The 17,826-nt window shown below is 36.4% G+C and carries 20 protein-coding genes; 7 read left to right on the plus strand and 13 right to left on the minus strand.

Annotation, left to right across the window (positions count from 1 at the left end; genetic code table 11):
- The first annotated feature begins 11 nt into the window (after positions 1-11).
- Together ACKWCD_RS16240 and ACKWCD_RS16245 are read left to right on the plus strand one after the other, a co-directional pair.
- A complete protein-coding gene (locus ACKWCD_RS16240) occupies positions 12-968 on the plus strand; it encodes a GSCFA domain-containing protein (RefSeq protein ID WP_413985005.1) in 957 nt (318 codons plus the stop codon).
- A 119-nt stretch (positions 969-1,087) separates the two neighbouring features.
- Entirely contained in the window at positions 1,088-1,702 is a 615-nt protein-coding gene (locus ACKWCD_RS16245; RefSeq protein WP_413985006.1) for a DUF4230 domain-containing protein, read from the plus strand.
- A 1-nt stretch (position 1,703) separates the two neighbouring features.
- Here ACKWCD_RS16245 and ACKWCD_RS16250 read toward each other — a convergent pair whose 3' ends face one another.
- The 3 genes from ACKWCD_RS16250 to ACKWCD_RS16260 all read right to left on the minus strand — a co-directional run bounded on the left by ACKWCD_RS16250 (position 1,704) and on the right by ACKWCD_RS16260 (position 4,515).
- Positions 1,704-3,455, minus strand: coding sequence for an aromatic amino acid hydroxylase (locus tag ACKWCD_RS16250; RefSeq protein WP_413985007.1), 1,752 nt, complete (start codon positions 3,453-3,455; stop codon positions 1,704-1,706).
- 153 nt (positions 3,456-3,608) lie between these two features.
- Complete coding sequence (locus tag ACKWCD_RS16255) at positions 3,609-4,187, minus strand: DUF4136 domain-containing protein (protein WP_413985008.1); 579 nt, start codon at positions 4,185-4,187, stop codon at positions 3,609-3,611.
- Positions 4,188-4,356: 169 nt separating this feature from the next.
- A complete protein-coding gene (locus ACKWCD_RS16260; protein ID WP_413985009.1) occupies positions 4,357-4,515 on the minus strand; it encodes a DUF5522 domain-containing protein in 159 nt (52 codons plus the stop codon).
- 267 nt (positions 4,516-4,782) lie between these two features.
- On the opposite strand from ACKWCD_RS16260, the gene ACKWCD_RS16265 reads away from it, so the two are divergent.
- The 5 genes from ACKWCD_RS16265 (at position 4,783) to ACKWCD_RS16285 (ending at position 8,728) form a co-directional block, all read left to right on the plus strand.
- Positions 4,783-5,106 carry a hypothetical protein gene (locus tag ACKWCD_RS16265; RefSeq protein ID WP_413985010.1) on the plus strand — a complete coding sequence of 108 codons (324 nt, stop codon included), beginning with the start codon at positions 4,783-4,785 and terminating at the stop codon, positions 5,104-5,106.
- Positions 5,107-5,124: 18 nt separating this feature from the next.
- Positions 5,125-6,030 carry a 1-aminocyclopropane-1-carboxylate deaminase/D-cysteine desulfhydrase gene (locus ACKWCD_RS16270; RefSeq protein WP_413985011.1) on the plus strand — a complete coding sequence of 302 codons (906 nt, stop codon included), beginning with the start codon at positions 5,125-5,127 and terminating at the stop codon, positions 6,028-6,030.
- Positions 6,027-6,893, plus strand: a complete 867-nt coding sequence (locus ACKWCD_RS16275; protein ID WP_413985012.1) for a glucosaminidase domain-containing protein — start codon at positions 6,027-6,029, stop codon at positions 6,891-6,893. The genes ACKWCD_RS16270 and ACKWCD_RS16275 overlap by 4 nt, the downstream gene beginning before the upstream one ends.
- A gap of 3 nt (positions 6,894-6,896) precedes the next feature.
- Complete coding sequence (hemL, locus tag ACKWCD_RS16280; RefSeq protein ID WP_413985013.1) at positions 6,897-8,174, plus strand: glutamate-1-semialdehyde 2,1-aminomutase; 1,278 nt, start codon at positions 6,897-6,899, stop codon at positions 8,172-8,174.
- 152 nt (positions 8,175-8,326) lie between these two features.
- A complete protein-coding gene (locus ACKWCD_RS16285) occupies positions 8,327-8,728 on the plus strand; it encodes a LytR/AlgR family response regulator transcription factor (RefSeq protein ID WP_413985014.1) in 402 nt (133 codons plus the stop codon).
- 6 nt (positions 8,729-8,734) lie between these two features.
- On the opposite strand, the gene ACKWCD_RS16290 is transcribed toward ACKWCD_RS16285, so the two are convergent.
- From ACKWCD_RS16290 to ACKWCD_RS16335, 10 genes are all read right to left on the minus strand, one after another.
- Complete coding sequence (locus ACKWCD_RS16290) at positions 8,735-9,673, minus strand: MBL fold metallo-hydrolase (RefSeq protein ID WP_413985015.1); 939 nt, start codon at positions 9,671-9,673, stop codon at positions 8,735-8,737.
- Positions 9,674-9,698: 25 nt separating this feature from the next.
- Complete coding sequence (locus ACKWCD_RS16295; protein WP_413985016.1) at positions 9,699-10,823, minus strand: FG-GAP repeat domain-containing protein; 1,125 nt, start codon at positions 10,821-10,823, stop codon at positions 9,699-9,701.
- Between the two features lie 123 nt (positions 10,824-10,946).
- Positions 10,947-11,594, minus strand: a complete 648-nt coding sequence (locus ACKWCD_RS16300) for a porin family protein (RefSeq protein ID WP_413985017.1) — start codon at positions 11,592-11,594, stop codon at positions 10,947-10,949.
- A 27-nt stretch (positions 11,595-11,621) separates the two neighbouring features.
- Positions 11,622-12,041 (minus strand): hypothetical protein, encoded by a 420-nt coding sequence (locus ACKWCD_RS16305; RefSeq protein ID WP_413985018.1) that lies wholly within the window; start codon positions 12,039-12,041, stop codon positions 11,622-11,624.
- Between the two features lie 28 nt (positions 12,042-12,069).
- Positions 12,070-12,447: a DUF2200 domain-containing protein gene (locus tag ACKWCD_RS16310; RefSeq protein WP_413985019.1), complete on the minus strand. Its 378-nt coding sequence runs from the start codon at positions 12,445-12,447 to the stop codon at positions 12,070-12,072.
- A 235-nt stretch (positions 12,448-12,682) separates the two neighbouring features.
- Complete coding sequence (locus ACKWCD_RS16315; RefSeq protein WP_413985020.1) at positions 12,683-13,432, minus strand: hypothetical protein; 750 nt, start codon at positions 13,430-13,432, stop codon at positions 12,683-12,685.
- A 172-nt stretch (positions 13,433-13,604) separates the two neighbouring features.
- Complete coding sequence (locus ACKWCD_RS16320; RefSeq protein ID WP_413985021.1) at positions 13,605-14,552, minus strand: hypothetical protein; 948 nt, start codon at positions 14,550-14,552, stop codon at positions 13,605-13,607.
- Between the two features lie 93 nt (positions 14,553-14,645).
- Entirely contained in the window at positions 14,646-16,613 is a 1,968-nt protein-coding gene (locus tag ACKWCD_RS16325) for a DUF2075 domain-containing protein (RefSeq protein WP_413985022.1), read from the minus strand.
- 260 nt (positions 16,614-16,873) lie between these two features.
- On the minus strand, positions 16,874-17,323 hold the full coding sequence (locus ACKWCD_RS16330) for a hypothetical protein (RefSeq protein ID WP_413985023.1): 450 nt from the start codon (positions 17,321-17,323) through the stop codon (positions 16,874-16,876).
- A gap of 249 nt (positions 17,324-17,572) precedes the next feature.
- On the minus strand, positions 17,573-17,725 hold the full coding sequence (locus ACKWCD_RS16335) for a hypothetical protein (protein ID WP_413985024.1): 153 nt from the start codon (positions 17,723-17,725) through the stop codon (positions 17,573-17,575).
- Between the last annotated feature and the right edge of the window lie 101 nt (positions 17,726-17,826).

Below are 17,826 nucleotides of genomic sequence, written 5' to 3' on the forward strand. Positions count from 1 at the left end.
ATGGTCGAAAAATGAAATTCCGTTCGGAAATCAATTTCACGAAAGCCCAAAATCAAATTGATTATCAAAGTCAATTGCTGATTTTGGGCTCTTGTTTTGCCAAAAATATTGGTAATAAATTAGCATACTTTAAATTTCAAAGTCTTCATAATCCTTTTGGGATTTTATTTCATCCTGTGGCAATTGAAAAATTGATTTCAAAAGCAGTTAAAAAGGAAAGCTATACAGAAGAAGATATTTTCTTTCTAAACGAACGTTGGCATTGTTTTGATGCACATTCTGATTTAAGTAATCCATCCAAGGAAATACTACTTCATGAATTAAATATAGGTTTAGAGAACACGTATGAACAAATAACCAAATCAACACACGTACTAATAACTTTAGGGACAGCTTGGGTTTATTGCAATAAAAAGACAAACTCAGTTGTTGCCAACTGCCATAAAGTACCGCAAAAGGAATTTACTAAGGAATTACTTTCAGTTGCAGCGGTTCAGAAAAGTATAGAGAATACCATCCAAAGCATTCAATCGGTGAATAAAGATGTGAAGTTTATTTTTACAGTTTCTCCAGTGCGACATCTCAAAGATGGATTTGTTGAAAATCAGAGAAGTAAATCACACCTGATATCGGCAATACATCAAATCATGGAAACTTCGCATTTCGTACCTCGAACTTCGTACTTTGAAAGCTATGAACTTATGATGGATGAACTCCGTGATTACCGTTTCTACGAAGCTGATATGATACATCCCAACGAGCAGGCTATTGACTATATCTGGGAAAAATTTGTTGAAGTCTGGATTTCACCTGAAGCACATCCTACTATGCAAAAAGTAGATACTATACAAAAGGGCTTACAACACCGACCGTTCAACCCAGAATCGGAACAACATCAAGCATTTTTAAAATCCCTAGAAAAGAAAATTACGTATCTTCAAAAGGAGCATTCGTTTATGGAGTTTTAGGCGACCTTGAATGTCATCCTGAGCGCAGTCGAAGGGCTAGGAACTGAAGAGGTTAAATAACAGTAATGGTCTTCGACTGCGCTCAGACTGACAATAGACGCAAAATAAACCTGTGATAAATGAAAAAAATCTTAATAGCAATAATCATCGTCTTGAGCGGAATCCTAATTTTTCGAGCGTGTTCAAATGACCAAGTGGAATATACTATTCTTCAAGAGAATTCGATGCTCATTCAGCAGGAAATTTTCAATGTTTCGAAGCTTATTGTTACTGAAGGCCACTTCGCCGAAGTCTACAATTACAAAGATTCACAAGAGCTATTCGGACCTCTAATTACTGCAGATAAAAAGGCTTTGGTGGTTGTGAATGCTGAGGTTACCGTGGCCTATGATATGCAAAAAATTGATTTTGAATTAGATGAAGAAAACAAAACACTTCGTATAAAAAGTATTCCTGAACCCGAAATCAAGATTAATCCTGATTTTGAATATTACGATGTTACTGCAGATTATCTAAATCAATTTGATGCTTCAGATTACAACAAAATCAAGAAAAATGTAAATGCTTCCTTGATGAAAAAGATTGAAGCTTCAACTTTAAAAAGTAACGCAAAAAATCGCCTAATCAGCGAGCTTCAAAAAATGTATGTGCTCACTAATTCTATGAACTGGAAACTAGTTTATAACAATGAACTAGTAGATGAAAATTTAACTCAATTATTGCTCAAAGATTAGTCTAAACAACAAAACTTGCGTTGACCAATTCCAATCCGTCATCAATTAATTGTCCGACTTTAGGATTGCTCAACTTTACGGTTTCTAAGTGATTTGCAATTTCTTGGGCAAAATCAGTATCTCCATTGTTTTTAGCTAGTTCATACAATTCGATTGATAAGAGCCAATCGGCAGGAAATTCTTTTGTTATTTGTTCAAAAACCTTGTGACGCGAAATGGTGGTATTCGTCCCTTCTCGAAAATCGCGGACTTGGCGGTAATAACTTTCCAACTTTTTTCGTTCGGCTGACATTTCAGGATTTACTTTAGTTGATGAAACCTCATGATTAATTAAATCAAAACTATTTAAATCTGCAGGGCCATTGTAAGCTGAAACAATATGTTCGCCTACTGCTATACTGTATAATCTTTCATCCGATTTAAAGAGGGTTTTCTTTTTATGGGTCACCTTGCAATTACGGAAGGTTATGAGAATGATTTCACCTTTTAGATTTCTTGTTCCGGTAATGATTTCTCCGGATATTTTGATACCTCCTTCGAATTCCAAAGTGATGGTTTGTCCTTCGAAAATATTGTAGGCTTTCAAATCCCTCGGACTCATATCTTCAATGGCCAAATTGATTCCCTTCAATTTTCCCATAGGGGAACCAAATCCATCATAATGAATTTCAGCACTATGACCCACCAATTCTTTTTCACGATAAGACAAAGCTGTTGGGCCAGTAGTTTGGAAAAAGACAGGCCGTCCTTCATAATCCATAACTTCATCAAAATTTCCAGAAACTTGAAGTCCTGTACTTAATTCTATAGTCCCTAATTCTTTAGAGTTGATCAGTTTTTGAATACTACTCAATCCTCCTTTTCGAACTGCCATTTCATTTGCAAATTCTTCCAAGACCTCACTAAGAAAAGCAAAATCAGGAGTTACAAAAAGTTGCGGTTGCGGTTTAGTAATATCGAAAGAAGTATGCGCTGCTTCAATCGAGTAGGGTATTTTTTTGACTTCATCCGTCATGCACCAAGCACTTTCACCAATCGAAGAGAGGAGTCCCGCTCCATATATTTTAGGATTATCAACTGTACCTATCAATCCATATTCAACGGTCCACCAATGTAGGTTTCTGATAAGGGCGATTTCACTTGGCTCGCCCATGTTATTTTGTAGATCTTCAATATGCTTTTCCGCTTTATTAATTTCATCTTGCGGTGTTCCTGTGGCTTCTTTGATTATAGAAAGATGTCGCACAGCCTCATAGAGTTCATAATCTTTAGCACTAGAAATTGCTTTACAACCAATTTCCCCAAAACGACGCAAATATTCCGCGTATTCAGGATTGGCAATAATTGGAGCATGCCCAGCACCCTCATGAATGATATCAGGAGCAGGCGTATATTCAATATGTTCCAATTGTCGAATATCGGAGGCAATCACTAAAACATTGTAAGCTTGAAACTCCATAAAGGCAGAGGGAGGGATAAACCCGTCAACGGCGACTGCGGCCCAACCGATTTCTTCAAGAATACGGTTCATACCATACATATTGGGAATATGGTTTATAGATATACCTGTTTTTTGAAGTCCATCCAAATAAGATTTATGGGCAACCTTACTCAGGTAATCGACATTTTTCCGCATCACATAGCGCCAAACAGCCTGGTCAATGGCGGTGTAATCGCTATAGTCTTGAGGCTTAATAAATTGCTTCAAATGTTCAGGAAGCTTGTCTAAAATGGGATTGCTTTCGTACGACATTCAATTTAATTTTTACCTCACCATGGGAGAGGTTGATATTGCCCTAAGCAATATCCGATGATGACGTAAAGTTACGAAAATCGAAATCGAAAAAGGATATGAAAGATGTTAAGAGAAAGTATAAAAAAAACCGCCTTTAAGGCGGTTTTTTAATTATTTTGATTGTATTATCTCCGGCGGATACTGCGTCATAATTTCAGCAACAAACTCCTTGATGCGCATTTCTTTCTTTTCGATATTCTTGGTATTGTTTAAGGTGCCGTCACCTTTACCCTGCCAAACCAATTCTTTGTTTTTGGAATCAATTAAGTCGATATAAAGTGAACCTTGTGTTCGGGTGCTAACATTGTTACCTCCCCATCCCCAACCGGGACCAAAACCACCGCCCCAGTACCAAGGACTCCAACCCCAACCGAAGCCACCGCCACCCCAGTAGTTATTGTATACATCAACTTGCTCACGTTCTTTGGTAAAAATACTTACTAAAATATCTGGACTTTCAGATTTTACAAAGCCTTTAGCACTCATTTCAGTTTCAATAGCTCGTAAAATTCGTTTTTTATCTAAATCAGAAATTTGGGCCTTATCAATACCTGTTTTATAGAAAGCATAGGATTTATAAGAACCGAAATCTGCGTTTTTGTCATAGTCAGATAAGACGCGTACCGAGGTGCAAGAGCTTAGAAAAAGTAGCACAAAAACAGGAAGCGCGAGAATTTTTAATTTTTTCATTTGTTCAATTTTTAATTGTTCTTTAATAGTCAAATGTAATTTGCCATTGCCGTTCTTAGTTAGTATTAAAGAATCAGTCTGGCTCATTTCATAATCAATTATTTTTGGAATTTGTCAAGTTTAACTTCCTTAAAAATATCAAAAACCATGCCGAATAGACTGTGAATCACTACTGTGAGTTCGTTTTTGCGTCATAACCATATGGGCAATGCCGGCAACCACTTTCGCAGCAATAACCGCGTTTCAAATGATACTGTTTTGTAAAAACACGATATCCTTCTTCTGACCAGTAAAAATCTCCTTCTTCAATAGGAATAATCTCTTTCATAGTTTTTTTGCTAATCACTAATTATGCTATCGCGTTGGTTTTAAAGAAAAAGCGTGCAGCGCAAAGCGATAAGCGTGTAGCGCTTTACGAGCAAAATTAGTAGATTTTTTGTTGATAACGTCTTTCTTCGGCCCTTGAAACGAGCACTTTATGGGCTTTTAGTGGTTTTTTAACGAGCAAATGCAATTGTTGGCAACATAATTGAGTTATGCAATGCAATAACGTTCTAACAATTAACTTTGTTAATAGACGTTTTACTATCAACCTATGATACTAGTCTTTAAACATTTTTTTTACAAGAATTATGTGGGTCTCTCTTTTTGGCCTTTTATTATTCTAAAGAATGATTCTTTAAAAGAAGATAGTGTACTTATCAATCACGAAAAGATTCATTTGAAGCAACAACTAGAATTGTTGATTCTTCCATTTTACGTAATTTATATTTTTGAATGGCTTGTGCGCAGTCTTTGGCATCTTAGTTTTTATCATGGGTATCAGAATATCAGTTTCGAGCAAGAAGCTTATCACAATGAGAATAATCTGAATTACCCCAATGAGCGCAAGGTTTTTAGCTTTATAAAGTATCTTTGATGCTGCAAAGCGTTTAAGGTGCAAGTCAAAAATCAATCCGTACATCTTCCGATTTTAACTGAGAAACAAATTTCTCTTACCATAAAAAGGGAAGACTTAATTCACCCTTTTATTTCCGGTAATAAATATCGAAAACTCAAATACAATATAGAAGCAGCTAAAACCCAAGGTTGCGTTACGCTTTTAACATTTGGAGGCGCTTTTTCCAATCATATCGCCGCTACCGCTTACGCAGGAAAAGTGCATGACCTACAAACTATTGGTGTTATTCGTGGGGAAGAACTATCTCAGAAATGGAAAACAAATCCAACGTTAAAACTAGCTTCTGAACATGGTATGCGATTTAAATTTATTTCTAGGAATGCCTATCGGGATAAAAATTCCGAAGAATTCAGAAAGGAATTAGAATCGGAGTTCGGCAAGTTCTATCTATTGCCTGAAGGCGGATCAAATAAATTAGCGGTAAAGGGTTGTGAAGAAATCGTAACAGCTGAAGATATTGAGTTTGATTTCGTTTGTTCTTCCGTAGGAACAGGAGGCACCCTAGCAGGCATTATTACTGCAACAAAGCAAAATCAAAGGGTTTTAGGCTTCCCTGCATTAAAAGGTGATTTTTTAAAAGAAGATATTCGTAATTTTACTCCCAAGAAGAATTGGGAATTGCAAACGGATTATCACTTTGGAGGGTATGCGAAAGTATCTGCAGAACTAATACATTTTATAAATGATTTTAAAATGCTAACAAAAATTCCTCTAGATCCAATTTATACTGGTAAGATGCTTTACGGAATTTTAGATTTGATCAAAAAGGATTATTTCAAACCTAAAACTAAAATTCTGGCAGTTCATACTGGTGGTTTACAAAGTATTGCTGGAATGAATGCAAATTTGAAAAAGAAAAATCTACCCCAGATTACGATATGATACGAAGACTTTTAGTAGTTGCCCTTTTAGGTTCTTTTTTGATGGGTTGTAAGGTGAAACAGAAAGTTACCTACGGAAAAGGAGGCAGTAAAGCGGTAAATAAAACAGCTCAAAAACCAGCACCAAAAAAGAGAACGGATGATGGCGGACTATACCCTATGCCTGAAGATACAGGTAAGTTCATTCGAATGGAATTTGAGAAACCACAAGATTATATCAATACTTTTGCTGAAGTAGCACAATTGGAAATGAAAGCCTATGGCATTCCTGCTAGTATCACTTTGGCTCAGGGACTTCTAGAAAGTGGTTTTGGAAAAGGCGCTCTAGCAAAAAAAACCAATAACCATTTCGGAATTAAATGTCATACCGGTTGGCAAGGTGATTACGACTTTCATGATGATGACGAGAAAGGCGAATGCTTCCGCAAATACAATCACCCTATGTATTCTTATCGCGATCATAGTATCTTCTTAACCGGCCGTTCGCGCTACGCTTTCCTTTTTGAGTATCGCAATACAGATTATAAAAAGTGGGCTCATGGTCTACGAAAAGCAGGTTATGCTACCGATAAAAAATATCCGCAAAAATTGATAAAACTTATTGAACAGTATGATTTAGCGAAGTTTGATAATGCGGTAGCAAAGGCAGGATATGGTAAAAAAAGAAAAGTAACTACCGAAGAGAAACGAGTGGTTGCTAATAAAAAAAATGAGGTGCATGTGGTAAAAGAAGGTGATACGCTTTATTCAATTTCGCGAAAGTATTCCGTTTCTGTAGATGATTTAAAACGCTGGAATTACATGTACAGTGATACCATATCTGTGGGGCAAAAAATCACTGTAGAGACTCAAAAATTCAATTAGAGAATGATTTACCAAAGAAGTAGTGCCCTCTTTCAAGAGGCGAAGAAATATATTCCAGGCGGTGTAAATTCTCCTGTTCGTGCATTTAAAGCAGTTGGTGGAGACCCAATTTTTGTTAAAGAAGCGAAGGGAGCGTATTTGTATGATGAAGACGGAAATCAGTTAATCGACTATATTGCTTCTTGGGGCCCTTTGATTTTAGGTCATGCGTATGAACCCGTTCTAAATGCAGTTATTGAAAAAGCAAAAAAAGGAACGTCGTTCGGAATGCCTACGGAAATAGAAACAGAGTTAGCGAAGCTTGCGGTTTCCATGGTGCCGAATATTGATAAGATTCGATTTGTAAATAGTGGAACCGAGGCTTGCATGAGTGCTGTGCGTTTAGCTAGAGGATATACAGGAAAAGATAAAATTATAAAGTTTGCGGGCTGCTATCACGGTCATTCTGATTCTTTTTTGATTCAAGCGGGTAGTGGAGCGGTTACTTTTGGGAGTCCGAATAGCCCAGGTGTAACGCAGGGTACGGCAAAGGATACCCTGTTGGCAGATTACAATGATTTAGAAGGAGTAAAAACTCTGGTGAAAGCAAATCAAGGAGAAATAGCTGCTATTATTATTGAACCCGTTGCCGGGAATATGGGTTGCATTATTCCTACGGATGAATTTATGCAGGGATTGCGAAAACTGTGTACGCAAGAAGGGATTTTACTGTTATTTGATGAGGTGATGACCGGATTCCGATTGGGAAAAGGAGGAGCTCAAGAAGCCTTAGGAATTGATGCGGACATTGTCATGTTCGGAAAAGTAATCGGTGGAGGTTTACCGGTAGGTGCTTTTGCCGCTCGATCTGAAATTATGAGTCACTTGGCTCCAGACGGACCTGTTTATCAAGCTGGGACTTTAAGTGGAAATCCTTTGGCGATGAGTGCAGGTTTGGCCATGCTCACGGAATTGAATAATAAACCGGAAGTTTTTAAGAGTCTTGCTGATAAAACTGTTTATTTACATAAAGGCATTGCAGAGGCACTAACAGAAAAAGGGGTTGCACATCAGATCAATAGATTTGGGAGTATGATCTCTGTGCATTTTACGGATGAACCTGTGGTAGATTTCGCATCTTCAGCAAAAGGGAATAATGATACTTTTAAAAAGTATTTCCATGGAATGCTAGATAAAGGGATTTATTTACCGCCTAGTGCCTTTGAAAGTTACTTTTTAAACGATGCTATTAGTTATGCCGATTTGGATGAAACCATTGCTGCTGTAGCTACCATTTTTTAAGACGACCGTATTTTAAGGGTTGTTCTACCTACTAATTTTATAGGTTAAAAGGGTATTTCATCGTGAAATTGTGCGATTCGTCAATTTTATGTAAGTTTTTACGGCTACAACGAGTTAGCATTAAACCAAACCAAAAGACATTCCCCGGTCCTATGAAATTAAATGTTATTGTAATCGACGACTCCGCAGTGCAATTGGCACTTTCCTCAAAACTAATTGAGAAGAGCCCTCACTTGAATCTTGTTGGTGCTTATTCGAATCCGTTTTTAGGATTGAGTGCTGTTAACAGTCAGGCTGTTGATCTTGTACTATTAGATGTTGAAATGCCTGAAATAGACGGGTTCTCCCTTCAGAAGCTATTCAAAGATTCTGTAGAGGTAATTATCAACTCTACAAGATCATCCTTCGAAATAGAAGCCTATTCTAACGGAGCAATTGATTTTATGGCAAAACCATTATCAGCTTCGCGTCTTGATCTTGCAGTTACACGTGTATTGGAATTGAAGCGCCTATTAGCGTTTGAGGCACCGGCAGTAAATACACACGCAAGTTAAAAAATACTACTCTAAAGAAATCGTTCCTAAATGTTTCGGAATAATCACCTTGGTCTCCGGAGAAATTCTTTTTACATCTTTTTGAAACGGAATCAGTTTTTGTTCCACGCCGCTTCGTTGTGAAAATCCATAGGGCAAACGAAAATTATCCCAGTGGGTTGGTATTACTATTTTGGGATAATTGGTTACTGCTAAAAGACGTTCGTTGTAATTGTATAATCCCAATTGGGAACGATTAACTCCCGCCAAAAGAATATCTGGTTTTTGGCCCACCAATTCCCTTTCTACAAAATTCATGGAAGCCATAGTCAGAATGGTATGTTTTTTAAAACGCGCTAAAAACATGAGTGAACCTCCTTCAATAAATTCGGATACCTTAAGCGGAGTTTTAGGTGTTTCTGTATACGTTCTGGAGTCGATATAATGTTTGTCGTTAAGCGCGGAATGTATCGACGGAATCACTTGAAGTGAAAAGTTTTCAAATTGATAATCCTCGCCTCCTCTTACGGGGTAAAGTTGCTCTTCAGGAATGCCATACCCGCGAAGAATGTTACGTGTAGTTTCGGTTCCAATTACTTTTGCCCCAGTTTTTTTGGCGATATAAGGTACATCTGATAAGTGATCGAAATGTGAATGATGTACGAGTATAAAGTCTGCCTTGGTGATCAAGCTATCAATAAGCAAGGTGTCAGAAACAAAAATATCAGAACGTAATACTGTTTTTCGAGTATCTTTTGCACTTACCCCTGGCCCTGTGCCTAACTTTAATCGCGTAATATAAGGGTCGATTAGAACTGTAATAGTTCCATCGGTTATCTCCCAACCGGCGGTGCCAAAATATCTGAGGTGAATGGAATCATTTTGAGCTTCTGCATTGAACGATGTCAGAAAAGCAAATAGAAAAAAACAGCAAAAAAGGCTAGATTTTAAGCGAGAAATTTTCATAATAATTTGGTTTATTAGGTTGTACTTATTTTTTAAGTCGGTTGAAATAATAGCGATTAATCGCATCAGAATTAGCTTCAATAATATCTTCCCTACCGTCATTGTTGAGGTCAATAGTAATGATATCATAGGTGTCTGAAGGTTCATCTTTTAGTGGGTAGGCTACCCATTTCTTTCCGTTTTCTTCGTTGAAATAGATCATATTTGTACTTTCAGAATTCCCAATAATAATGTCCAAATCTGTATCTGAATCCATATCGGCAATTGACACGGCGTAGCTCTCAGCATCCGTATTATCGAAAATTATCGTTTGGATATATGGGTCTTTGACACTTCCTAAATAAATCACATTGGGTGAACCGATGTTTGCCGTTATAATGTCTAGCATTCCATCTTCATTGATATCGCCTACACCAACCGATCGAGTATCATCGCTGCCAGTTCCGAAGGCAATTTTCTCATCAAATCCCAGTTTGCCATCGTTCAGATACACGTAATTGGATTGTCCATCTCGATTGGCTAGAATTAAATCTAAATCAGTATCCCCATCTATATCGACAGCTACTACATCAATTGTGGAATCTTTTGAATTTCCGAAATTCATAGTTTTTGAAAAACCACCTTTACCATCATTGAGACAAATCTCATTCGGGCGGCCTCTATTGGTAATTAGAATATCTATAAAACTATCTTGGTTGAGGTCTGCCAATGTCAAATTACGGGTGGAAGAATACGATTCTCCGAAAGAACCCTTTTTAGTGAAATTACCATTTCCATCATTGAAGAATAAAGCATTGGGTGCCATATCATTTCCGACGGCAACATCGAGATCTCCGTCATTGTCTAAATCAGCTAATTCTGCAGCATAGGTCGTTTCTTTTAAAGAACCTAAGTCTTTCTCCACCGTGAAAATACCACGGCCATTATTTATAAAAATTCGATTTTGACCTGGCCAGTGACGACCATTTGCAACTAGAATATCATGATCACCATCACCATCAATATCTCCGCTGGCTACTGATGCCGTTCGCTCTGAATAGGTGCCCAGAATTAAACGACCATTTGTTTTTATTGCTGTTGTTTGTGCGCAAAGAGACGTACTTCCAATGGAGATTAGAAGCATAAAAAGTTTCGACGTTCTAGATAACATTGATCTTGTTGCTTTGATTGTTGCTACAAGTTAGTAGGTTGAAGGGAATTAAAAGAATTTTTAGGGTTTAAATAAACATGAACATGGTACTTGTAGAATTGTCGCAATTGTTCAGTATAGTTTTTAAAGTCTGAATCCGATTCCTAGGTTGAAAATGGAGGTTTTGTAGTTATCTCGCTCCAAGAGTCCTAAACTATATCTAAGGTTCAGGTCGAGCTTTTCTGTAAGATTGTACCCAATTCCGATGTTCAGCCCCAAATCAAGTTTATCAAAATCGCTAACAAATGGTGAAGCGGTTGATTTTTGCCCTTCGGACGAAAGATCAAAAGGATTTTTTTTAATTAATTCAGTTCTTTTAAAAGCATAAGCTACTTGGGGTCCGCCTTCAAGAAAAAGATTGTCAGTCAACTTAAACTGGATCATTACGGGAAGCAAAATTGAAAATTCATTCAAATTAGATTCGATACTTCCAACAGTAAAATCACCTGAAGCATCTCGCAATGAAATTTCCCCATTAACTATTTGAGTTCCTTGATTGGCAACTAATAATTCAGGTTGTACACTAAATTTTTCTGATAAGCTGAAATTGTAAAAACCACCAATATAATACCCTGTTTTTCCTTGATAATCTATTGCTGTAATACCAGCAATAACGATATCTGGCGTAAATTGAGCATAATTTGCTCCGGCTTTAAATCCAAATGAACTATCAGTTTGGGCTGATATCGTAAACGATAGTAGTGAAATAATAAGAAAACTGATTTTTTTCATTTCTTGCTGTTGGTTTTGTAACGTACTTTAATCAATTAGTCTATCAAAAGTTCTATAAATAAATTTAGTTGATACCGAGTCTTGAAGAATGTCAAACTTTAAATTCGTGAATTCCGCACCTCGGCGGCCAACTCCTTTTTTTTCTTTTACCTCTTCTAATTTGGTCCAATGAGGCATTGATAGCTGCAAAATAGCGCATAAACTATCTCCTTGAATATGGAAATATAAAGATTCTTCTCCACTTTTTTCTTCATATTTTTGAAGCCAATAGGTGAGTTTGGTCTCATCAATACCACCCAATTGTTTTACTAGTTCATCTTTGTAGACCTTAGAATTTGGAGCGTTATTTTCAAATATGAGGTTTTCATTGCTACACTCAGGTCGATCACATGAGCTGAACCAAATTGAAAATAATAGAAAGAAGGTATAGCCAAATTTAGAGTTCATTCTTTAGATGTTTTGTTAGCCATAGTTTCTACTTTTTTTCTTCGCGCAAAATTTTCTCCATTTTACGACCTTTTGCCAATTCATCAATCAGCTTTTCCATTTGTCTGCATTGTTTGTATAACTCAAATTCATCTTCGATTTCTTCAATGCGATACCCACATACGACGCCTTTAATCAAGTGTGTGTTAGGGTGCATTTTAGCTCTTTGAAAAAATGTTCTAAAGCTTGCTTTCTCGTCAATGAATTTTTGAATTTCGGCTTCGTCGAAACCAGTTAACCATTCAATCACTTGATTGAGCTCCGCTTTGGTTCTACCATTCTTTTCCAATCGATTCAGATAAAGCGGATAAATAGACCCGAATATCATATTGGCTACTTTTTCATTTTTTTCGGCTGTTACTTTCATTTTGAAATCATTTTGAATTGATTGGTGCTAAAGCTTATTGCCTGCCTGCCGGCAAGGCAGGTTTAGTTTTAATTTTTCTTGTCCAAAGCTAAATTCATTCTCGATAGCTATCGGGATTAGCGACAGAATAAATATACACAGACCTTTCGGTTTAGCCCAAAAGTCCACATTACGTTTGGGTCGAGTTGTACCTAGGCCTTTTTTATTCCATTACACACAAATTGAAAATTAAGTTTTAATTTGACCTTATACTGTTTTTAAATTGCTCAATATTTATTTTAATTTCATTCAAGTCACATCGAAACATTTTTCCATTGATATCATATCCATAAAAGGCTATGCCATCGGTATTCTCTGTTAAAATCATTGTTGGCCAGTTATGTGCAAACATTACGTCAAGTCCCTTTATTTTAGCTAAATTCCAACTTGGTGATTCCCAGTTTGGAATATTTTGAATTTGGTTCTTATGCATAATGAATTGACTATCAAAGTAAATTGTGTCATAAGATTTAGGAATCTTGGTAAATTCAGAAAACTTTACCTCACTAGGTATACGAAATTCAAAAGCTTTTCTTGTTAACTTTTCTTTCCAGTCAGAATTGTTTTTTAAAGTATCTGGTATTTTTTTTAGTACAATTTCACGTTGTACCGAACCAGTTAAGTTTAAGACTAGGCTATCTCCTTTCACTTGATTGACCTTGAAAGAAAAATTATTTACATTTTCCTCGGATTCTAAATTAAGCTTCACACCAAAGTCAAAATAATTACTACCACGAACATTTTCTAAAGAACTTAAATTGTAATAATAAATTTTTTGGTTTTCGATATCCCACAAACCCTGTCCATCACTTTTAAATTCGAATTGATTATTGTCTGTGGTATGGTTAAGTATCCAAACGCCTTCTATTCGTTTGTTTAAAAAGAATAAATAAGCGCTACCTAATAATAGAAAGAGAATAAGCACTACAATGAACAGCCTTTTCATTTGATTCTTTGATTTTAGCTTACGCAACGGTTGGCTAAGGTTCGTTGCTGTGATTCGTCCGCAGGACAATCCAGCCGAACCTAAACCTGCCTGCCGGCAGGCAGGTTTAGCTTTTTGCGCGTGATTTCCGTTTCGGAAATCGGCAAGCAATGAATTTTATGCATTGTTGAGGCTAGTTATTTTTCCCGGTTATTTCTTTGCCAATTCGTTGATATTCCGATATAACTTTTTCTGGCATTCCTCGTGCACCAATCGATTCTGGTATGTCAAATCCATTGGGCCAAAAGTAGCCTAATATTCCAACAACCTTTTCATCACTTTTGGCTAATATGTAATAATTGTTCGCAACTTCGTCCATTTGTGTCAAGTCAATATTCCCTAAGTCACCATGGGCCCAGTCTATAAAGTGACTATCCAAGATGACCATTATTTTCTGCGTAGGATTTGATATTTTAGATTTTAATAACGCCCAATCCTTCTGAAACTCGCTGTTTGTATTTGGGTTCTTAATAAAATAGCGATCAAATCCAATCCAGTCCACAGTTTCTGGAATTTGTAAATCACTCAATGACGGATAAGCTTCGATTATCATTGAGGGAATGCTTGGAAAATCTGTTTTTAGTAGTTGAGATACGGAATTCAATTCAGTAAAAGTTATTCCATTCCAAGTTGGCTCTTCTCCAATGTAAAGCGCTCCGATATAGTTGGTGTTTAAAATAGATAGATTGATATCTTTAAATTCATTCCACCTGTCTTTATAATCAGGTCGTAAGTTGTAATTCGACCCTGAAGGGCTATTGGTGTCAATTAATTCAAAGAATAGTTCATTAAGATGTAAAATTGCTTTTAAATCCAAATCCGCAAAGGTTTGTATTCTTTGTGTCAAATCAGCATTAGGGCTAACAACTAAAACATCAGCTAGATTACTGAAATTATGAATTTCGTCGGCATAATTGGTTTTCGATTCAGAGTCGGTTGGATCATCCCAATAGGTGTCTATAATGGTAAATCCGAAATATTCAATATGTGAATTTTGATTGGCAGATGAGCTGACTTCTCCATCTTTTCTACAAGATAGAAGTATGGTTATGATCAATAGATAAACTAAAGTGCTTTTCATTTCGATGAATTGGCGACAACGTTTCGTGTATGGTGTCGTAGCATCCCGCAGGGTGCTATGCACTATACACATTGTTGTGTTTTCGTGTTTTATTTATTCAATTTCTTGTATTCCAATTTCCTTCAAATATTCATACGTCTCGTCATAAAAAGCCTTAGGCCTCGTGTGATCTAAATCACTGCTTTCAGGAACAAATATTACCATTCCCTGACGTGCTCTTGTGAGAAGAACTCGATAAGTGTTTTTTAAATACTCTTTGTCAATATCCTTATTTATGTTTTGCCATTTGGTTCCTTTGAAATTTTGATATTTCCAATCAGTATTATTGAAATGAAAGTTACCACCCCAAGCAACACAAGCCCAATCTATCTCGAGTCCTTGAATATCAAATTCAGTAGCAACTTCTTCTAAGAAATAAGAAGAGCGAATATCTTGGCTATTATTTAGAAACCAACTTGGTGCAGAAATTTCATTTTTCACGTCAATGCCTAAAGGCCTTAGTCTTCTAGCTCCTGAGGAACTTATCAATCCAATCCTTTCACTTCCTTTAGCACTATCGCGAAGCCACTTTTTTGCTTTTTCAAGGTTTCTTGTTAAAACTATAGGATAAGATTTTTTGATTTCCGAGTAAATTCGTTGTGAGTTTTCAATTTCGATATTAAGCAACTCGTGAATGAAATTTGATAATTGTTCTGATCTAAATGATCTAACAGAAACCGCAAGGTGCAATTCCATTTCACTTATTCCATTTCCAATTAACCATTTTCTCGATTCTTCAGATTTTAAATAGTTATCACTTTCTAATATTGAACTAGAGTAGTGAATGTCCCAGTCAGGAAAATGTTTTTTAAGAGAACTAATCCATTCTTCTAATCCAGCTTCGCCTGTGTTTATTTCTTGCCCACCACCAATTAAACAAACTATTGTACACCAATCAAAATGCCTGTTCATAACATCAATTAGAAATTCGGGTTCTGATTTGTTAAAATCTTCAACTCCTTTTTTCCTTTTCATAAACGAACTAACTTGATCATTTGTCCAAGCTCTTTGAGCCTCATCAAAAACTACAACTCTTTCAATTGGGGCTTTATCTGAAAGTAAATTATCATCACGGAAATGGTGAATATTTTGAATAAATGCATTCGCTTTAATGCCTGCCTGCTTCTTGCTTAGTCTTTCTCCATTTTCTTTTGCTGTTAATACTCCGTCTCTTGTTAGGGCTTCTCTTAGTACATCGACTAATGGTCCATTTCCAGATAGAAACACCGCATGTTCATCCTCATCAGCTTTCATTCTTTCAACCGCTATATTTAATCCAGCTAATGTTTTACCAGCTCCAGGTACACCTGTAACAAAACAAATTGATTTTATCCCTTTGTTTTTGGATTTTTCAATTACTGAATTAATGCAGTCCGCAGTTTTAGAAAGATTAATTGTTCCTGAGTCTGATCTTGTTATTTCTTTGACATTATGTCCCTTGTACAGAGCTTGAGCAGCTTCTACTATTGTTGGTGTAGGTTTGTAGATTGAGTTCTCCCAATAATCAATATCTATTGAGTTACCATTGATATTTAGATACCGTTTAAGTGTATTGGTTAAATCATATTGATTGGATTTAGCAGCAGTCTTATGATCAATGATTTGCTTATCCTGTTCAGCAACATTTGTCGCGTTTGAAGCAACTAAAACTGGTATGAGTTTGATATCGTGGCTTCCTTCGTGGAAGTTTTTCAAATCAATAGTGTAATCAATAACTTGTTCTATGGCGTGTTTTTCGTAACCACCATCCCCAACTTTAAACTCGATAATAAATGCGACTGCATCGATAATCACAATGTTATCAACTCTTTTACCCATTCTAGGTATTGCAAACTCGAAATAAATTTGGCCTTTAAATTCAGAAAGTTGATTTTTAAGGATGCTGATTTGTTTCCGCCATGCATTTACTTGTAATTCTTCAAGTGTTCTGTTGCTATGATTAGCTGTTAATTCACCTAGAATACTCGAGTCTGGTTCTAATAAAAAGTCACGTATGTTATTCGAGTAATAGGCTCTTTTCATAAAATTAGTTTGTTGGTTGTTCCGTTTTTTCTACATGAAACACAACTACATGATAAACGCAATACCCTAAAAATCTTACAATTTTTGCAAAAAAGCAACACGAATGGGCAAATACCCTGCATTAAATATTTACAAACAAGTACAAACGTTTTTAATGTTTAAAAAAATTAAAACGGCTAGTCTAACTAGTTTTTTTAAACAAAAAAACCACACTTTGCAGCGTGGTTTTTAACCAATCATTAATCAACCAATCGAACCAACTATTTTCTAGACTTGTTTTTGCGTTCTTTAGCCTTACTTCCTTTCTTGCCTTTAGCTCTGCGGTGTTTCATTTTTTCCCATTTAGCGAGTTGCTCTTCTGACAAGATTTCTTTGAGCTTTGCTTTTTGAGCAATTTGATGATCGAGGCGTTCATTTGTGCGCGCATACCGTTCTTCAGAAGTCAGTTCTTTAGTTTCATCACTTTCTTTTCTTGCTTTGCGCTCCTCCATTTTGGCCTTTCGCATTTTCGCATTTTCTTCAAAAAATGCTTTCATCTGTGTTTGTTGTGCAGATGTTAAATCTAAAGCTAGCGTGGCTTTCTTTGCTTGTAAGGTTGCGATTTGTTCTGGGCTAAGATCTTTCATTCGCTCTTTGCCGCCTCTTTCGCCTTTTTGTGCGAAGATGATTCCCCCCGCCATTAGCATTACTACTATTAGTATTTTTTTCATAATTAAGATGTTTTAATTTTTAATGTGTTTGTACCTAAGACTATGAAGGGGCAGCTTGGTTTAATTGGAGAAGTATAATTGGGAATTTTTTAACTGTTCTTGACTGCAAAAAGAACTCGTCGCAAAATGGAAAAGAAAAACGGCATTAGCTTGGGGAAGCTAATGCCGTTTTTGGTAATTCAAGTAGGTACTTTCAAGGTGAACGTGTCAAAGGTTTTTGGGAAACCTAGGCCTTGTTCAATATATTTTCTAGTTCAATGCTTCTAGGGCAGAAACATGTTCTACAGTATTATTGGCTAAAACGGTGTTCTGAATTGTATCTGCATTTCCAACATTGTAATACATAATCACTGCGATTACTAAACTTGCGAAATAAACGATACTTTTTACTTTGTAATTCATAACAGTCGGGGTTTTGATTCTGATTCAAATGTACAGCGCAAAAGGAGGCAAAAAACGCTGTTGTTGTCAAATCACCCTTTTGTGATGTCAAAGTAGCGGAT

Origin of the sequence: Maribacter taeanensis, from assembly GCF_047345145.1 — a bacterium.
Taxonomy (GTDB): Bacteria; Bacteroidota; Bacteroidia; order Flavobacteriales; family Flavobacteriaceae; genus Maribacter_C.

What these genes read in the sequence shown, in the direction of transcription:
- ACKWCD_RS16265 (WP_413985010.1), top strand. Translation starts at nt 4,783, where the DNA reads ATGATACTAGTCTTTAAACATTTTTTTTACAAGAATTATGTGGGTCTC.
- ACKWCD_RS16290 (WP_413985015.1), bottom strand. Translation starts at nt 9,673, where the DNA reads ATGAAAATTTCTCGCTTAAAATCTAGCCTTTTTTGCTGTTTTTTTCTA.
- ACKWCD_RS16240 (WP_413985005.1), top strand. Translation starts at nt 12, where the DNA reads ATGAAATTCCGTTCGGAAATCAATTTCACGAAAGCCCAAAATCAAATT.
- hemL (WP_413985013.1), top strand. Translation starts at nt 6,897, where the DNA reads ATGATTTACCAAAGAAGTAGTGCCCTCTTTCAAGAGGCGAAGAAATAT.
- ACKWCD_RS16260 (WP_413985009.1), bottom strand. Translation starts at nt 4,515, where the DNA reads ATGAAAGAGATTATTCCTATTGAAGAAGGAGATTTTTACTGGTCAGAA.
- ACKWCD_RS16320 (WP_413985021.1), bottom strand. Translation starts at nt 14,552, where the DNA reads ATGAAAAGCACTTTAGTTTATCTATTGATCATAACCATACTTCTATCT.
- ACKWCD_RS16295 (WP_413985016.1), bottom strand. Translation starts at nt 10,823, where the DNA reads ATGTTATCTAGAACGTCGAAACTTTTTATGCTTCTAATCTCCATTGGA.
- ACKWCD_RS16285 (WP_413985014.1), top strand. Translation starts at nt 8,327, where the DNA reads ATGAAATTAAATGTTATTGTAATCGACGACTCCGCAGTGCAATTGGCA.
- ACKWCD_RS16245 (WP_413985006.1), top strand. Translation starts at nt 1,088, where the DNA reads ATGAAAAAAATCTTAATAGCAATAATCATCGTCTTGAGCGGAATCCTA.
- ACKWCD_RS16325 (WP_413985022.1), bottom strand. Translation starts at nt 16,613, where the DNA reads ATGAAAAGAGCCTATTACTCGAATAACATACGTGACTTTTTATTAGAA.
- ACKWCD_RS16250 (WP_413985007.1), bottom strand. Translation starts at nt 3,455, where the DNA reads ATGTCGTACGAAAGCAATCCCATTTTAGACAAGCTTCCTGAACATTTG.
- ACKWCD_RS16255 (WP_413985008.1), bottom strand. Translation starts at nt 4,187, where the DNA reads ATGAAAAAATTAAAAATTCTCGCGCTTCCTGTTTTTGTGCTACTTTTT.
- ACKWCD_RS16305 (WP_413985018.1), bottom strand. Translation starts at nt 12,041, where the DNA reads ATGAACTCTAAATTTGGCTATACCTTCTTTCTATTATTTTCAATTTGG.
- ACKWCD_RS16315 (WP_413985020.1), bottom strand. Translation starts at nt 13,432, where the DNA reads ATGAAAAGGCTGTTCATTGTAGTGCTTATTCTCTTTCTATTATTAGGT.
- ACKWCD_RS16275 (WP_413985012.1), top strand. Translation starts at nt 6,027, where the DNA reads ATGATACGAAGACTTTTAGTAGTTGCCCTTTTAGGTTCTTTTTTGATG.
- ACKWCD_RS16330 (WP_413985023.1), bottom strand. Translation starts at nt 17,323, where the DNA reads ATGAAAAAAATACTAATAGTAGTAATGCTAATGGCGGGGGGAATCATC.
- ACKWCD_RS16300 (WP_413985017.1), bottom strand. Translation starts at nt 11,594, where the DNA reads ATGAAAAAAATCAGTTTTCTTATTATTTCACTACTATCGTTTACGATA.
- ACKWCD_RS16310 (WP_413985019.1), bottom strand. Translation starts at nt 12,447, where the DNA reads ATGAAAGTAACAGCCGAAAAAAATGAAAAAGTAGCCAATATGATATTC.
- ACKWCD_RS16335 (WP_413985024.1), bottom strand. Translation starts at nt 17,725, where the DNA reads ATGAATTACAAAGTAAAAAGTATCGTTTATTTCGCAAGTTTAGTAATC.